Origin of the sequence: Fredinandcohnia onubensis, assembly GCF_002734215.1 — a bacterium.
Lineage (GTDB): Bacteria > Bacillota > Bacilli > Bacillales > Bacillaceae_L > Ferdinandcohnia > Ferdinandcohnia onubensis.
This window is the reverse complement of record NZ_NSEB01000007.1, coordinates 94,209-111,137: the sequence shown is the minus strand read 5'-3', so window position 1 is coordinate 111,137 and position 16,929 is coordinate 94,209. Positions and strand designations below refer to the sequence as shown.

The following is a 16,929-nucleotide window of genomic DNA, read 5'->3' as shown; positions in this document are numbered from 1 at the left end:
CCTGAAAAAAATTTCTAAAGGATTTTTACCAAAAATGTTGAATTACTCTCATAGTAAAAATAAGGGAGTAATTCGATGATTACGTACAATTTGTTAAGAGGAAAAAAAGTCCAGCTTGTTAGAATTAAAGAAGAAGATGTTCCGTCCATTGTAAGTTGGTATGAGGATCAAGAGTTTCTTAGAAATCTAGACACTTTACCATCCTTTCCTAAACATCCTTCAGCTTTTAAAGAGTGGGTTGAGCAGAAAAACGAGAAAGAGTTTGTATTTGGCATTAAAGAATTGGAGACTGATAAATTAGTTGGATTTGTGGACATTGACAGTATTATTTGGCCGCATCGAAATGCATGGCTAGCAATTGCAATAGGTGGAGAAGGAAACCGTAATCGAGGGCTTGGATACGAAGCCATGCAGCTCGTGTTGGATTTTGCTTTCCAAGAATTAAATCTTCATAGAATCCAATTATCCGTTTTTCAGTACAATGAGCGGGCCATCGCATTGTATGAAAAGTTAGGATTTGTTAGAGAAGGCACCTCAAGAGAATTTCTAGAACGTGACGGGAAGCGATTTGATATGTACTTTTATGGTCTGCTAAAACATGAATGGAAGAAATAAAAACAATTCCCCTAGGTGCTAGGGGAATTTCATTTACTTCATTTCATAGTTTAAGTCCCAAATGATCCCGAATTGGTCCTTTACTTTTGCATATTTTGCACCCCAAAATGTATCCTGTAATTCCATGAACACAGTGCCTTTTTGCTTTAGGTCATTATAAGTTTTCGTAATTTCCTCTTCACCTTCAAATTCTATAACTAAAGAGATATTGTTTCCAAAGGTTACACTTTGGTCGGGAGAGTCATCTGATACCATTAGTAAGAATTCGTTCTTTTTGAATTTACCATGAATAAGTCGGTTATTAGCCCAGTCCTGAGTTTCATAACCTGCCTGAGCATATGTTTGAACATCCAATATTTCACCCTCAAATATTTCCTGATAATATTCCAAGGCTTCTTTCGCATTCCCATTAAACATTAAATAAGGTGTCGCTTGTCCTTTCATTCACAAAACACTCCTTTTTTATAATCAGTAAGTTGCCCTACACTATGATTTCTATTTACTAAAGATATCATACACTTTTTCCCCACAAGAAAAAGTACAAGGTATTATTTCTCGAGAAATAATTGTCATTTTTTGTCTTGCTAAAATAGTAGGTGTCCCTTATTATTAAATGTAATAGTATATATTGATAGATTTTGAATATTAACAACTACATATTGTGTTTAGCCTTGGGAAAAAGATGCCATTTGTGCTTAAAAGGGAATCTGGTGAAAATCCAGAACTGCCCCCGCAACTGTAAATGCTGACGAAATGAACAGACCACTGTATAAGATCACTTAATTAAAGGTGCTTATATGGGAAGGGTTCAAAGTAGAGTGACGCATTAGTCAGGAGACCTGTCTTTTCTTAAGATGTTTCACCTTCTTCGGGGATTGGGAAGATGAAACGGTGGCGACAGGTAGGGCAACTCTTGTGCTCTCTTGATGTTATCGTTTCATCCGCTCAATTCAATTGGGCGGATTTTTTATTTTAGCGAATAAATTGTTAAGGGAGAGAAATAGATGAATATTACAACACAAGGGGAATTGGATTCAGTTTTACACTCGCTTGAATATGCAGAAAGTACCTACCAGCTCGACACGACAGAAATTCGAAACAAATTACAGGGAATGAATTTCAAGACATTTGAAGCGAACCAGCATGCACTTTTTTATTCTTTAAACAAAATTGCCATGGATCAACCCAACTGGACATATTTAGCGGCTAATCTCTATTTAAATGAACTGTATGAAAAAGCTGCAACTAATCGAAATTACAACAGTGCTCTAAAATATGGCAGTTTGTATGAGTTGTTAAAGGAACTAACATCAAAAGGAATATATTCTAATGAATTAATAAACTCCTATTCTAAGGATGAAATAATTGAACTAGGAGATGTAATTGATTCTTCTAAGGATCATTTATTTACATACATTGGTTTATTTTTATTAGCGGATCGCTATCTTGCAAGGGCCTACGAACGAAATATTTACGAACTTCCACAGGAGCGATTCATGATAATTGCGATGACATTAATGCAGCATGAGGTAAGGGAAGTTCGTCTTGCTTACGTGAAAGAAGCCTATTGGGCATTAAGTAATTTATACATGACAGTCGCCACTCCAACTCTATCAAATGCAGGTAAAAGTTTTGGTCAGTTGTCCTCTTGTTTCATTGATACTGTTGAAGACTCACTTGATGGCATTTATTTAAACAACTGGGATATTGCTAGATTATCAAAAGATGGTGGCGGAATTGGCGTATACTATGGCAAAGTTCGCGCGTTAGGCTCTGACATAAAGAAATTCAAAGGGAATTCTTCTGGGATCGTTCCATGGATTCGCCTGATCAACGATACAGCAGTAAGCGTTGATCAATTAGGACAACGCCAAGGAGCAATTGCCATCTATTTAGACCTTTTTCACAAAGATATTATGAACGGTTTTCTTGACTTAAAAACAAATAATGGAGACGAACGCCGTAAGGCCCATGATATTTTTACAGGGGTTTCCGTACCTGATTTATTTATGGAAAAGCTGCAAGAGGTAGATGAGAACGGCAGAAGTATTGGGGAGTGGCACACTTTTTGTCCACATGAAGTAAAGCAAATCCTGGGTTGGAAAGATGAGAACGGAAACCCATTAGGACTCGAGGACTTTTACGATGAAGAGGATGAAAAATACTTCACTGAAAAATACGTGGAAGCTGTGAATCATCCACTTTTACCACGTAAATCCTATCGCGCTATGGATGTCATGGCAAGGATTATGATTGCTCAATTAGAAACAGGAACACCTTACATGTTTTATCGCGATGAAGTAAATCGCCAGAATCCGAACAAACACCTTTTAGGAACAGGACGAACCTCGATATTTTGCAGTAATTTATGTACAGAAATCGCACAAAATATGTCAGCAACAGCGATTACGAAAGAGTATATCGACGATGAAGGAAATGTTGTGATCATTCGAAAACCAGGTGATTTTGTGGTTTGTAATCTGTCATCTGTCAATCTCCCACGAGCTATCGGAGACGATGTCCTTGAACGAATAATTCGAATCCAGGTTAGGATGCTTGATAATGTTGTAGATTTAAATACGATATCGGTTAAACAAGCCGACCTCACAAATAAGAAGTTTCGAGCAGTAGGATTAGGTACCTTTGGTTGGCATCATCTTTTAGCATTAAAGGGTATTTACTGGGAATCTGATGAAGCTGTTCAATATGCAGATGAACTATATGAAGCAGTTGCTTACAATGCAATCCAATCATCGATGGAGCTAGCGAAGGAAAAAGGAGCCTATAGTAAATTTAAAGGTTCTGAATGGGAATCGGGCATCTATTTTACTCGCAGAAAGTATTCGTCGGAACGATGGAGTAAGCTTCAAGAAAATATATCAAAACATGGTGTGCGCAATGGCTGGCTAATGGCTGTGGCGCCAAATTCATCGACAGCTAAAATAGGAGGTTCCACAGATGGAATTGACCCAATCTATGCGGCTGAATATGCGGAGGAAAAAAAGAATTTTAAGTTTAAAGTTACCGCACCTGATATCAATCATAAGACGTACGAGTTTTATCGAAAAGCACGTCATGAGGTGGATCAGGTTTGGAGCATTAGACAAAATGCAGCACGCCAACGTCATATCGACCAGGGAATTAGCTTCAATCTGTATGTGAGACATGACATTAAAGCAAAGGATCTTTTACAGCTTCACTTAGAGGCTTGGAGACAAGGACTTAAGACAACGTATTATGTGAGAAGCACGTCACAAGCAGAAATTGAAGAATGTGAACTATGCCATAGTTAAGGGGGAATCAAGACGATGACGAGTAATCAGCCATTAACAAAAATAAAATTGTTTAATCCAGAGTTTCCGAATAAATCAACAGGAATCATTAATGGGGAAACCTCAGGACTATTGAATTGGAACGATATCGCATATCCACAAATGTATACACTCTATCAAACCTTGCTTTCGAATTTTTGGAAAGCACAAGAAATCAATATGCAGGATGATATCAAGCAATGGGATCAACTAAGTTCTATTGAAAAGGATGTGTTTTTACGAATTAACACGCAACTTGCATCATTAGATAGTTTGCAAACACCGACAATGAACCAGGTAATGGATTATGTGACGGACTCTAGTTTTAAAGCCATTTTTGCAGTGATTTCGCAACAGGAAGCCGTACATAATGAATCATATTCCTATATTTTGAGCTCATTAGTACCACTAAATGAACAAAAGGATCGTTTTAATCAGGCGAAGGAAGACCCGATTGTCCGAAAAAGGAATCAATTGATTTTAGAGGCTTACGAAGGTTTTAGGGAACATCCAACTCCGGAAAACTTATTTAAGTTAGCAATTAATTCAATTAATCTAGAAGGCATCTATTTTTATGCAGGTTTTGCCTTTTTCTATAATCTAGCTAGGCAACAAAAAATGCTTAAGACTAGTACAATGATTAGCTATATTCAAAGGGATGAAATGCAGCATGCATATTTCATTGCACAATTTGTTCGAATTCTTTTTTCAGAGAACCCAGAATTGAATACCGAAGAAAACAAAGAGTATGTTTATAAATCAATTGGACAGGCAGTAGAGCTTGAAAAAGAGTGGGCAAGCTATATTTTAAAAGACATTGATGGAATCGATTTACGTGAATTTGATGAGTATGTCGAGTACCTTGCGAACAAGCGCTTCCGTCAACTTGGGTTTCAAAATCTATATGAAGAAAAAGAAAACCCAATGCCATGGATTCAGGTATTTAGTGATGAGATGATGAATGATACCAAATCTGACTTCTTCGAGCAAAAATCACGGACGTATACAAAGGTATCCCAATCCAATGGATTTGATGAGCTATAAGTATGAAAGTCGCCATTGTCTATACATCAATAACAGGCAATACAGAGGAAGCGGCAAAAAACATCAACTATTATATGAGAAGGTATACAACTGAGTGTTATGTCTATCAGGTGGAACACTTTCCTTATTACGAATTAGGATCATTTGATGTCATGATCATAGGGACCTATACATGGGGGAATGGGGAAATTCCGCACGAAATGCTTCGGCTTTATCGAGCCATTGAGAACAGCCCTACAAATGGTATTGTAACAGGGGTTTTTGGTACTGGAGACCAATGCTATCCGAATTTTTGTGGGGCGGTTGATGCATTTCGCGATATGCTTTATGTACACTCGAAGTTAGCGGCGACCTTAAAAATTGAATTAATGCCACAGCGAATCGATGAACCTCGGTTCGAGCTCTTTGCCCGAGTTGTAACAGAACGAGTTAATAGTCAAAAGGGTATCACTGTCTAGTGGTACCCTTTTTCATAGGATAATTTTAACCGCATGCTTAAGGCTATGTTGAAGATAAACACTCCAATAAGGCTTACTAGTAAAATAGAAAAATCTAAAGCTGAGGCTATAATCGGACCAAAGCTAGCGCCGGTTAATAATGTAAAGGAATATAATGAAATAGCGGAACCACGTGCGTGTTCTCCCAATTTGCCTACTAGGGATATGATGGAAGGGAAGAGCAATGATATTGAAGCAACAAAAGGTATGCTTAAAACAGCAATAACTCCTGGTGTTTTGGACATTAAAAGACAAATAAGACTAGTGGTAGCTAAACTTAATCCAATTAATAATGTTCGACGGTCCCCGAATTGTTGAACCAATTTTCCGGTGAATAGAGACAGAGACGCACCAATAAGGCCAATTGCCCTGATCTTGAATAATGTCTGTTCGTCGACCCCATGCCGTCCTTTTAAGTACTGACCAATACCATCATAAAATGAAATAAAGGAAAGCAAAATTGAAAAAGTGATTATATAGCATATGACTAATGAAGGGTTTTTTATAATTTTATAAAAGTCTTGTAAGAGGGAGGCATCTGCCTTTTTCATAACTGGCACACTGGGGTATATAAACAGACTACCTATAAAAAGGACAAGATAGATCCCAGCAAAACAATAAAAAACATACTCCCACCCATAAAAATAAGTGATACTTGAGCTCATGAGCTGTCCAAGGATTCCTGCAATTAAAAAACCGCTATTGATAAGGGCAAGAACTAGGGTTTGATGTCGCACTGGAAATATTTCAAATGTATAGGCAAACGCAACCGGTGCAAAGCTTCCAAGAGCAATCCCTTGTAATCCACGAAAAACATATAGACTTGCCTCATTAAAGGAAAAACCAACGAACCAGGTCGTAACAATTGAAAAGAATAACCCAGAGACGATCACTTTTTTTCTACCTATTCTTTCAGATAGTGGACCAAAGGTTAGTAACCCAATCGCATAGAAAAATGAAAAAATGCTCCCTCCAAGCACGGCTTTTTCAATCGTAATATTGATGGAAGCTGAAATGTTAGGGTAAATTGGAATCAAAGTATAGATATTGGAGGCTACAAATACGCCCGTAATAATAAGCATAAATGCTACAAGAAATAACCGATTCAATATAAACCACCACCTCTTTTTAACATATGCCTAACTTAAAATGCGGGTTCTAAAAAAATAGGCCTAGTGCAGAAATATCATGCACTGGACCTTCTTGAATGTTTAAGCAGAAAATATTCGTTTCCAAACCTTCATAAATTCATTTCCTATAACAGGTACAATGGATAGTCCAAGAATGAGAAGCCAATCCTTGCCAGTAAGGAAATGAATGCCAAATACATTGTTGAAGAACGGGATGTAGACAAGCCCCACTTGAATGGCAATACCTAAACAAATAGCAGCAATTAAGTATTTATTTGTAAATAGTCCCACCTTAAAAATCGATTTCTTACGACTTCTGAGATTGAGAGAATGAAACAATTGAGAAATACTTAATGTGGTAAACGCCATTGTTTGAGCGTGAATTAATGCATCTGTTGTAATGTTACTATAATCAATTGAAAAGACAGAGCTTGCACCAGAATAGAAACGCAGACCTTCTACAAATGCAAATAAGGTAATGAAACCAATTAATAACCCATTCAATACAGTGAAGCTTCCACTCCCCTTGGAAAAGATACTTTCCTTTGGATCCCGCGGTTTTTCTTTCATTACATCGGGATCATCAGGATCCATCCCTAATGCAATTGCGGGAAGGGTATCTGTAATTAGATTCACCCATAGAATTTGTACGGCTGTCAATGGAGCGGGTAAGCCAAGTAAAATACCAATGAATAACGCAGTAATTTCTCCTAGATTACAAGAGAGTAAAAATAAAATCGATTTCTTGATATTTTGGTAGATATTTCTTCCATGTTCGACAGCTGATACAATTGTAGCGAAATTATCATCTGTAAGGATGATATCAGCGGCCCCTTTTGCAACATCTGTACCTGTGATCCCCATGGCTACTCCCACATCAGCCTGCTTTAATGAAGGAGCATCATTCACACCATCACCAGTCATTGAGGCGATATGTCCATTATCTTTTAATGCTTTTACAATACGCACCTTATGCTCGGGAGAAACTCGTGCAAATACGCGAACATTTTTCACTTTTTCCTGTAGTTCCACATCACTAAGTGCTTGTAGTTCTTGGCCAGTCATCGTTTGTGCCTCATGGTTAGCTATTCCGAGTTCTGACGCGATTGCCAATGCTGTCTTTTGATGGTCACCCGTAATCATAATGGTCTGAATGCCCGCATCTTTACAAGAGGCAATCGATGCTTTCACTTCCTCCCGAGGAGGATCTATCATACCGATTAGGCCAAGGAAAATAAAATCTGTTTCTAAGTTGTTATCAAGGCTGTCATCTTTTGATACATTTTTCATAGCCACAGTTAGAACACGTAAGGCCATATCTGACATTTTTCCTGCAGCTTGTTGAATACGTTGTTGATCAATATCAGTAAGAGGGGTAACTTCCCCATTTTTATAAATAGCTGTTACCCTAGGTAAAATGCTCTCCAAAGCCCCTTTTGTAAAGGAAACAATCCTATCGTTATCTTCGTGAACAGTTGTCATTATTTTTCGATCAGAGTCAAAGGGTAGTTCGTAGATCCGTTTGAAGGACTTTTCAAGTTTCTCTTTATGCAAGCCAATGTTCAATCCCGCTTGAACAAGTGCAATTTCGGTTGGATCTCCTGTACTTTGATCACCAGAAACCTGGGCATCATTACATAATATAATCCCATGAAAAAATGGATGGCTTTGTGCGAAGTCAGAAGGAACCTCACCAATCACCCGATAACGATCATCCATAAATATAGTGGTGACTGTCATTTTGTTTTGCGTTAGTGTCCCTGTTTTATCTGAGCAAATCACACTTACTGCACCTAAAGTTTCCACGGCAGGTAGCTTACGTACAATCGCATGATGCTTAATCATCCGCCCGACACCCATAGCGAGTACAATCGTCACAATTGCAAGAAGACCCTCTGGAATCGCTGCGACCGCCAAACTTACAGCAATAAGGAACATATCCAACGGTTCTCTTCCTTGAAAGAAACCAATGAAAAAGATGACAATGGAAACTATAATCGCGCCTATTCCTAAGAACTTACCTAATTCGTCTAATTTCTTTTGAAGAGGGGTTGTTTCTTTTTGTTGTTTGCCAAGCATTCTAGCAATCTTTCCAATTTCCGTATTCATTCCTGTATCGACAACGATGCCAATTCCTCTGCCGTATGTTGAAAGAGTTGTCATAAACGCCATATTACGTTGGTCCCCAATGGATGCCTCGTGACTGGTGATTAAAGTAGCACTTTTTTCAACTGGAACAGACTCCCCTGTTAAAGCAGATTCTTCGATTTGCATATTCGCTGATTCTACGAGGCGTAAATCTGCAGGGACATAGCGCCCGGCATCTAAAATGACAATATCACCTGGGACAATTTCTTCAGAAGCAAGTTCCCTCAGGCTCCCATTTCTTTTGACAATCGCTTTTGGTGTGGACATTTTCTTTAGTTCTTCTAAAGCTTTTTCAGCTTTAGACTCCTGAACAACCCCAATTACAGCATTAAGAAGGATGACGATAAAAATAATGGTCGCATCAGCTATTTCGCCAACAAAAGCCGAAATAACAGCTGCTGCTATTAGTATGTAGATTAACATGCTATTAATTTGAACCCAAAACAATTTTAAAATCGAAGTTTTTTCGTGATCTTCAAAGCGGTTTGGACCAAATTTTTGAAGTCGTTCCGATGCTTCACTTTCTGAAAGTCCTGCTTCAATATTTGTGGTAAGTTCCGATTCTACATCTGCTATGGATTTCTTGTACCATTGTGACATTATCATCACTTCTTTCTACATAATAAAATCTACTCATTCAAATGTATTGGAAGTACCTTACAAAAATTATAACATCCTGAAAAATAGCAGATTGTGAGCGTTCTTTGACACTTTCTAGAATCTGGATGGTGATACAATTCACTGTTCGACATTTTTTTTGATACAATTAGAGGATAAGAATGAAACGAAATATTCTTCTCTCTTTAGGAGGTTACTATATGTCATTACAATTTATTTTGGGACGTGCTGGTACAGGGAAATCATACACATGTCTTGAAGAGATTCGTTCAAAGCTTCTTGACGACCCAACAGGTTTTCCGATTGTGTATTTAGTTCCAGACCAAATGACGTTCCAATCAGAATATGATTTAATCAACACCCCTGGAATTGGCGGTATGATGAGAGCTCAAGTATTCAGTTTTACTCGATTGGCATGGCGAGTGTTGCAGGAAACAGGGGGAATGAGCCGTTATCATGTGAATAATGTTGGAGTGAATATGCTTCTACGTAAAATTATTGATTCCAAAAAACAGGACCTTAAGGTTTTCTCACGTGCTGCTGATAAAAATGGATTTATTACTCAAATGGAAGAAATGGTCGCGGAGTTTAAACGATATTGTGTCACTCCTGAAACTCTTGAAGAACAAAAACAAACAGCTGCACCTGATAACAAAGTACTTTCAGATAAATTACATGATCTTCAACTTTTATATGAAGAATTAGAAAAACATCTATTTGAGAAATACGTAGATTCTGAAGATTATTTACGACTATTAGCGGAAAAAATTCCTCAATCTACCTATATTAAAGAAGCAGAAATCTTAATTGATGGATTCCATAGCTTTACCCCACAGGAGCTTGAAGTCTTAGGGCAGCTTATGAAAGTCTCAAAGAAAGTAACAATTGCTTTAACAATTGATAAGGCGTATGAAGTTCCGCCACATGATTTAAGTCTTTTCCGAATGACTGGAAAAACCTATCAATCTATTATTCAATTCGCTCAAGAAAATAGCATAAAGGTAGAGGAGCCCAATTTGTTAACAAATCAATATCGATACTCCTCTGAACCGTCGTTAGCACATTTAGAAAGATACTTTGATGAAAGACCAACAGTTCCATATCAAGGTCAGACGTCAATCACACTAAGCCAAGCGGTGAATCGACGTGCTGAAATTGAAGGGATTGCGCGTGAAATTCAAAAATTAGCAAGGGATAAAAATTATCGATATCGTGATATTGCGATTATGATTCGAAATGCGAGTGATTATCATGAAATTATTGAAACGATCTTTCAAGACTATCACATCCCATTTTTCATTGACCAAAAACGATCGATGTTAAATCATCCATTAATTGAATTGATCCGTTCAAGTCTTGAGGTCGTAAATAGCAATTGGCGCTATGAGTCTGTATTTCGTTGTGTCAAAACAGATCTCCTGTATCCTTTTGGTGAAGAGATTTCAACACTCCGAGAGGACATGGACAAGCTTGAAAACTATGTACTTGAGTACGGGATTCAAGGCTATAAATGGACAAATGATAAGAGATGGAAATATAAACGCATAAGGGGTTTAGAGGATTCTGACCTTCCGCAAACAGACAACGAACGTGAATATGAGGAAAAGCTAAATGACCTTCGTGACATGATAGCCCGCCCGTTACTTTCCCTCGGGAAACGTCTCCAAAAGGCGAAGGACGGTAGAGGGATGTGTGAGGCACTTTTTCTTTATTTAGAGGATCTTGAAATCCCTGCAAAAATGGAAGAGTTAAAATTGAACGCAGAACTCGCTGGACGACTTTCGGAAGCAAGAGAAAATGATCAGGTGTGGAATGCGGTTTTAGAACTACTAGATCAATATGTTGAAATCGTTGGTGACGAAAAAGTTTCCCTTACTACGTTTAGTAACATGATTGAAACTGGTTTGGAAAGCATGCGATTTGCACTAGTGCCGCCTGCGATAGACCAAGTCCTAGTCGCAAGCTTGGAACGGTCTAGATTATCAAACATTAAATGTACCTTTATTATCGGTGCGAATGATGGTGTCCTTCCTGCACGTCCAAATGAAGAAGGTGTATTCTCGGAATCAGACCGAGAAACATTAGGTGATGCTGGTTTACAATTAGCGCCAGGAAGTCGAGAGACTCTTTTAGATGAAAATTTCCTTATTTATTGTGCACTAACTAGTCCACAGGAAGCTTTGTATATTAGCTATCCTTTAGCTAACGAAGAAGGAAAGTCACTTCTTCCATCACCACTCATAAAACGTCTGAAGGATCTATTCCCAAATGCAGAAGAAAAGTTTTACATGAATGAACCTTCAGAGTTACCAGCTGTAGAGCAGTTAGAATACATTGTGAATCCTGATGTTGCCTTATCTTCATTGGCAACACAATTACAGGCTTGGAAAAAGCAGTATCCAATTCAGGAGTTATGGTGGGATGTATACAATTATTTTGCAAACCACGATGAAATGAAAGATAAAAGTCAGCTTGTATTAAGTAGTTTATTTTATAAAAACAAACCGAAAAAGCTATCAAAAGAAATAACGGATGCCCTATATGGTGACCATATTCAAGGGAGCGTTTCTCGAATGGAAGTGTTCCAGGGCTGTCCTTTCTCGCATTTTGCAAGCTATGGACTTCAGTTGAAAGAACGGAAAGTATTTCGCTTGGAATCTCCAGATATCGGTGATTTATTCCATGCGGCTTTAAAGAATATTGCCGAATTTTTACGAAAGAATAGTATCGACTGGCGGGACTTAACAAAAGAGCAATGTGACAAGTTAGCGATAAAAGCAGTAGAAGAATTAGCTCCACGATTACAGAAAGAAATTTTATTAAGCTCAAACCGTTATCACTATATCATGCATAAATTACAAAAAATCATCAGTCGTGCATCAAAGATTTTAAGTGACCATGCGAAAGCAAGTGGCTTTGCGCCAGTAGGAATTGAGCTAGGCTTCGGCAAGAAGGGGCCACTTCCACCAATTCGTTTTAATTTGGATAATGGCAGTACAATGGAGCTCATAGGTAGAATAGACCGCGTTGATAAAGCAGAAAGTTCAAATGGTGTGCTTTTACGAGTGATCGACTATAAGTCTAGTCAAAAGGCACTTAATCTTTCAGAGGTTTATTATGGACTTGCTTTACAAATGTTAACGTATTTAGATGTAATCATTACTCATTCGAAAGATTGGATCGGTACTGCTGCAAAACCTGCAGGAGTTCTATATTTCCATATCCATGATCCATTAATTCATTCAAATAAAGTACTGTCTGAGGATAAAATTGAAGAGGAAATTTTTAAGAGATTTAAAATGAAAGGACTCTTATTAGGGGATGAGGAATCTGTTCGTTTAATGGACCAATCACTCGGGACAGGCTACTCCCAAATTGTCTCTGCAGCCATTAAGAAGGACGGTAGCTTTTATTCTAATTCGCAAGTGGCAAGTGAAGAAGAGTTGGGATATCTTCGCAACCATGTACGTGGAGTCTTTAAAAACACTGGAAACAGGATAACAAATGGTGAAATCGATATTGCACCATATAAGCTTAAGGATAAAACGCCTTGTACGTTCTGTTCGTTTAAATCTGTTTGTCAGTTTGACCAAAGTTTAGAGGAAAATAAGTACCGAGTACTCCAAAATGAAAGTAAAGACGTTATCCTGGAGAAAATTCGGAATGGAGGTGTGAAAATTCATGACTAATCTCATACCAAAACCAGAAGGAAGTCAGTGGACGGATGATCAATGGAAAGCGATTGTTTCAAGTGGTCAAGATATTTTAGTCGCAGCTGCAGCGGGTTCTGGTAAAACGGCAGTCCTTGTTGAGCGGATTATCAGAAAGATATTATCTAAGGAACATCCGGTTGATGTTGACCGATTACTTGTTGTGACTTTTACAAATGCATCTGCGGCTGAAATGAGGAATCGAATTGGAGAAGCACTAGAAAAAGCATTAAAGGAAGATCCAGCCTCCTTACATGTTAGACGCCAACTTAGCTTACTCAATCGTGCTTCAATCTCAACGATTCACTCTTTCTGTTTGGAGGTCATCCGGAAGTTTTACTATTTAATTGACATTGACCCTGGATTTCGAATAGCAGATTCAACTGAGGCAGAGTTAATGCGAGACGAGGTAATGGAGGAACTTTTTGAAGAGCATTACAGTAAACTCGAAAACACGAAATTCTTTGACTTAGTTGATCGCTTTACGAATGACCGCACCGATGTTGAATTGCAAAATATGATTCGGAAACTATATGAATTTTCACGAGCACATCCAGCGCCTAATGAGTGGCTTAAGCAAATTGTGGAAGATTACCGAGTAAATGATCAGAGTTTGGATCAAACCCCGTATATTCCATATTTGTTAGCGGATATTTCTCTTCAGCTTGAGGGGGCAAAAGCTAATTTAGAACATGCGATGGATTTAATTCGAATGCCTGGGGGACCTGCTCCAAGGGCAGAAAATATTGAAGCAGACCTTGAGCAGATCCATCGACTCTTACATGCGAAGAACCACTCATGGACGGCTCTTTATCATGAAATGCAGACTCTAGTGTTTGGTAGAGCGAAGCCTGTTAAGGGTGATGAGTATGATGAAAATCTGAAGGAACAGGTTTCAAAGCTCAGAGATGACGCGAAAAAGCTGGTTGAAAAAATAAAGGAAGATTTGTTCAGCCGTCCGCCAGAAAGCTATTTAGACAACATTAAAGAAATGCAGCCTTCGATCGAGATGCTTGTTGAACTTGTAATTGAATTCGGTGACAGATTTCAGAAGGTAAAAGAAGAAAAGGGGCTAGTTGACTTTTCTGATTTAGAGCATTATTGCCTTGAGATACTACGAAAAGGTGGGACTTCGTCAGACGAGTTAGTGCCTTCCGAAGCAGCGCTTGAATACCGGCTCCAATTTGAAGAGGCTTTTGTGGATGAGTATCAAGATACCAATATGGTACAGGAGTCCATTTTAAAGCTCGTTACAAAAGACGGAGAAGCAACTGGAAATATGTTTATGGTTGGGGATGTGAAGCAGTCGATTTACCGTTTCCGGCTTGCAGAACCGATGTTGTTCTTAAGTAAATATAAAAGGTTTACCCAATTAGGGGAAGATACTGGATTAAGAATTGATTTATCGAAAAACTTCCGTAGCCGTGCAGAGGTCTTGGACGGAACGAATTATTTGTTCAAACAAATCATGGGTGAAGCCGTTGGTGAAATCGAATATGACGATGATGCTGAGCTAAAACTAGGCGCTGATTATCCCGAAAGTAATCAAATGGCTGCTGAACTATTGTTAATTGATAAGAATGGCCAAGAAGTGACAAGTTATGAGCCAGAGAATAACGAAGACGATGAGGAGCAAATGATCCTCTTTGACGAAGCAGAGCTTGAAACAGCCCAGCTTGAAGCTCGCGCGATGGCGAAGCAAATCAAGGACATGATTTCTTCTGGGTTCCAAGTGTATGATCGTAAAGAAAACCGGATGAGGGGTATAACTTATCGCGATATTGTCATTTTGATGCGTTCAATGCCATGGGCTCCTCAAATTATGGAGGAATTCAAACAACAAGGTATTCCGATTTATGCCGATCTTTCAACCGGCTATTTTGATGCGACAGAAGTCAGCGTTATGATGTCCTTACTGAAGGTGATTGATAATCCATACCAGGATATTCCACTCGCATCCGTTTTACGTTCACCAATTGTTGGACTTGAAGCCGATGAACTTGCCAAAATTCGAACGTATGAGAAAAACAGTCCTTACTATGAGGCGTTGAAAGTATTTCTAAAGGAAGTCTCTTCTGATGATGCAACACACGGGAAAGTATCCGATTTTTATCATAAATTAGATAGCTGGCGTACAAGAGCAAGAACAGGTTCATTATCTGATTTGATTTGGCAATTGTACCGAGAAACGTACTTTTATGATTTTGTAGGGGGCATGCCTGGAGGAAAGCAACGTCAAGCAAACCTTCGTGCCCTGTACGACCGTGCCCGTCAATATGAAGCAACATCCTTTAGAGGATTATTCCGATTCTTGCGTTTTATTGAACGCATGCAGGATCGTGGCGATGATTTAGGTACAGCTAGAGCCCTTGGAGAACAAGAGGACGTTGTCCGCCTTATGACAATTCATAAAAGTAAGGGACTAGAGTTCCCGGTTGTGTTTGTTGGTGGACTTTCAAAGCAATTTAATATGATGGATTTAAATAAAAAATATTTATTAGATAAAGAGCTTGGATTTGGAACGAAATATGTGAATCCAACGCTTCGGATTAGCTATCCAACTCTACCAATGCTTGCGATCAAGAAGAAAATGCATCTAGAACTGATTTCAGAAGAAATGCGTGTTCTTTATGTTGCCCTTACGAGAGCAAAGGAAAAGCTATATCTTGTAGGTACGGTGAAGGATGTAGAAAAGCAAATTGGTAGATGGCAGGCTACACTTCAAAACAAAGAATGGTTAATTGCAGACCATTTAAGAGCAGGTGCAAAATCCTATTTAGATTGGATCGGCCACGGTTTAATTCGACATAAGGATACCGTGTTGCTACGAGGGGAAGAATCTGTAGACCAACTCCCAGCCGATATCGTAAATCATCAAGCAAAATGGGAGATTCGGACAATCCCTTCTGTAGAGCTACAAAAAATTGAGGTTGGGGAAGAAAGTAAGCAAGAACAAATAGAAGCAGCAATGAAAGATGGAAAGCCAATTCCAGTTAGTAGTGAACTTTTAGAAAGAATTGAACATCAATTAACTTGGAAATACCCATTTAAATCTGCGGCGAATAAGCGTTCCAAACAATCTGTTTCAGAAATCAAAAGACAAAGAGAGAGCCTGGATGAACAAAGTGATACACTCTTTCTTCCAAAGTTCCGCTCAAGCTCTGCAGACCGACCAAGGTTCATGCAGCAAAAATCATTAACACCTGCAGAACGTGGTACAGCGATGCATATGGTTATGCAGCATATTAGCCTTCGTGAACCAATAAATGAAGAATCAATTCGCGAGCAGATTCAAAAAATGGTTCATCGTGAATTAATAACACAGGAGCAGGCTGATGTAATTGATGTAACGAGTATTTTGGGATTTTTTAAATCGGATCTCGCAAAGCGTATGCTTACAGCTGAAAATGTAAGACGAGAAGTTCCATTTAGTGTGGCTATTCCAGCTATTGAAGCCTATGCGGACTGGTCTGATGAACAACAGGAAAATGTCCTTATCCAAGGGGTCATTGACTGTATTTTTGAAGATGATAAAGGAATTGTTCTAGTTGATTATAAAACAGATACGATAACGGGGAAGTTCAGAAGCTTTGAAGATGCAAAGCCTGAGCTTGAAGACCGTTATCGTGTACAGCTTGAATTATATAGTAAGGCCATCGAACACATTTGGAGAAAACCACTTACAGAAAAGTATTTATACTTTTTTGATGGTGGCCATTTGTTAGAGGTGTAGTTTAAGAAGTACTGCTCTTAATTAAGGGCAGTACTTTTTATATCAATTTCCAGTTAACTCTACCATTTCCAGCCAGCCTCCTATGTTAAAATAATAGTACTGGATTACGGTTTAGAAAGGGGA

9 protein-coding genes and 1 riboswitch are annotated in these 16,929 nt (G+C 38.6%); of the genes, 6 read left to right on the top strand and 3 right to left on the bottom strand.

Going from position 1 to position 16,929, the window contains the following annotated elements:
* Positions 1-75 precede the first annotated feature (75 nt).
* The gene (locus CKK03_RS09670; protein ID WP_099362383.1) at positions 76-615 is read left to right on the top strand and encodes a GNAT family N-acetyltransferase; all 540 of its coding nucleotides are present in this window, start codon (positions 76-78) and stop codon (positions 613-615) included.
* Between the two features lie 33 nt (positions 616-648).
* On the opposite strand, the gene CKK03_RS09665 is transcribed toward CKK03_RS09670, so the two are convergent.
* The gene (locus tag CKK03_RS09665) at positions 649-1,059 is read right to left on the bottom strand and encodes a VOC family protein (RefSeq protein WP_099362382.1); all 411 of its coding nucleotides are present in this window, start codon (positions 1,057-1,059) and stop codon (positions 649-651) included.
* Between the two features lie 219 nt (positions 1,060-1,278).
* Positions 1,279-1,476: riboswitch (cobalamin riboswitch) on the top strand.
* Positions 1,477-1,619: 143 nt separating this feature from the next.
* On the opposite strand from CKK03_RS09665, the gene CKK03_RS09660 reads away from it, so the two are divergent.
* From CKK03_RS09660 to CKK03_RS09650, 3 genes are read left to right on the top strand one after another with little or no spacing between them, the layout of a single operon-like run.
* Positions 1,620-3,908, top strand: coding sequence for a ribonucleoside-diphosphate reductase subunit alpha (locus CKK03_RS09660; protein WP_099362381.1), 2,289 nt, complete (start codon positions 1,620-1,622; stop codon positions 3,906-3,908).
* A 15-nt stretch (positions 3,909-3,923) separates the two neighbouring features.
* On the top strand, positions 3,924-4,970 hold the full coding sequence (locus CKK03_RS09655) for a ribonucleotide-diphosphate reductase subunit beta (protein WP_099362380.1): 1,047 nt from the start codon (positions 3,924-3,926) through the stop codon (positions 4,968-4,970).
* A 2-nt stretch (positions 4,971-4,972) separates the two neighbouring features.
* Positions 4,973-5,428 carry a flavodoxin domain-containing protein gene (locus CKK03_RS09650; RefSeq protein WP_099362379.1) on the top strand — a complete coding sequence of 152 codons (456 nt, stop codon included), beginning with the start codon at positions 4,973-4,975 and terminating at the stop codon, positions 5,426-5,428.
* Here the strand turns inward: CKK03_RS09650 and CKK03_RS09645 are convergent.
* Positions 5,425-6,576: an MFS transporter gene (locus CKK03_RS09645; protein ID WP_245864078.1), complete on the bottom strand. Its 1,152-nt coding sequence runs from the start codon at positions 6,574-6,576 to the stop codon at positions 5,425-5,427. The two genes, CKK03_RS09650 and CKK03_RS09645, sit on opposite strands and share 4 nt — an antisense overlap.
* Before the next feature lie 102 nt (positions 6,577-6,678).
* Positions 6,679-9,345, bottom strand: coding sequence for a cation-translocating P-type ATPase (locus CKK03_RS09640; protein ID WP_099362378.1), 2,667 nt, complete (start codon positions 9,343-9,345; stop codon positions 6,679-6,681).
* 218 nt (positions 9,346-9,563) lie between these two features.
* Between CKK03_RS09640 and addB the strand changes: the two genes are divergently transcribed.
* Positions 9,564-13,052 carry a helicase-exonuclease AddAB subunit AddB gene (gene addB, locus CKK03_RS09635; protein ID WP_099362377.1) on the top strand — a complete coding sequence of 1,163 codons (3,489 nt, stop codon included), beginning with the start codon at positions 9,564-9,566 and terminating at the stop codon, positions 13,050-13,052.
* Entirely contained in the window at positions 13,045-16,806 is a 3,762-nt protein-coding gene (gene addA / locus CKK03_RS09630) for a helicase-exonuclease AddAB subunit AddA (protein ID WP_099362376.1), read from the top strand. Before addB ends, addA begins: the two co-directional genes overlap by 8 nt.
* The last annotated feature ends 123 nt before the right edge of the window (positions 16,807-16,929 follow it).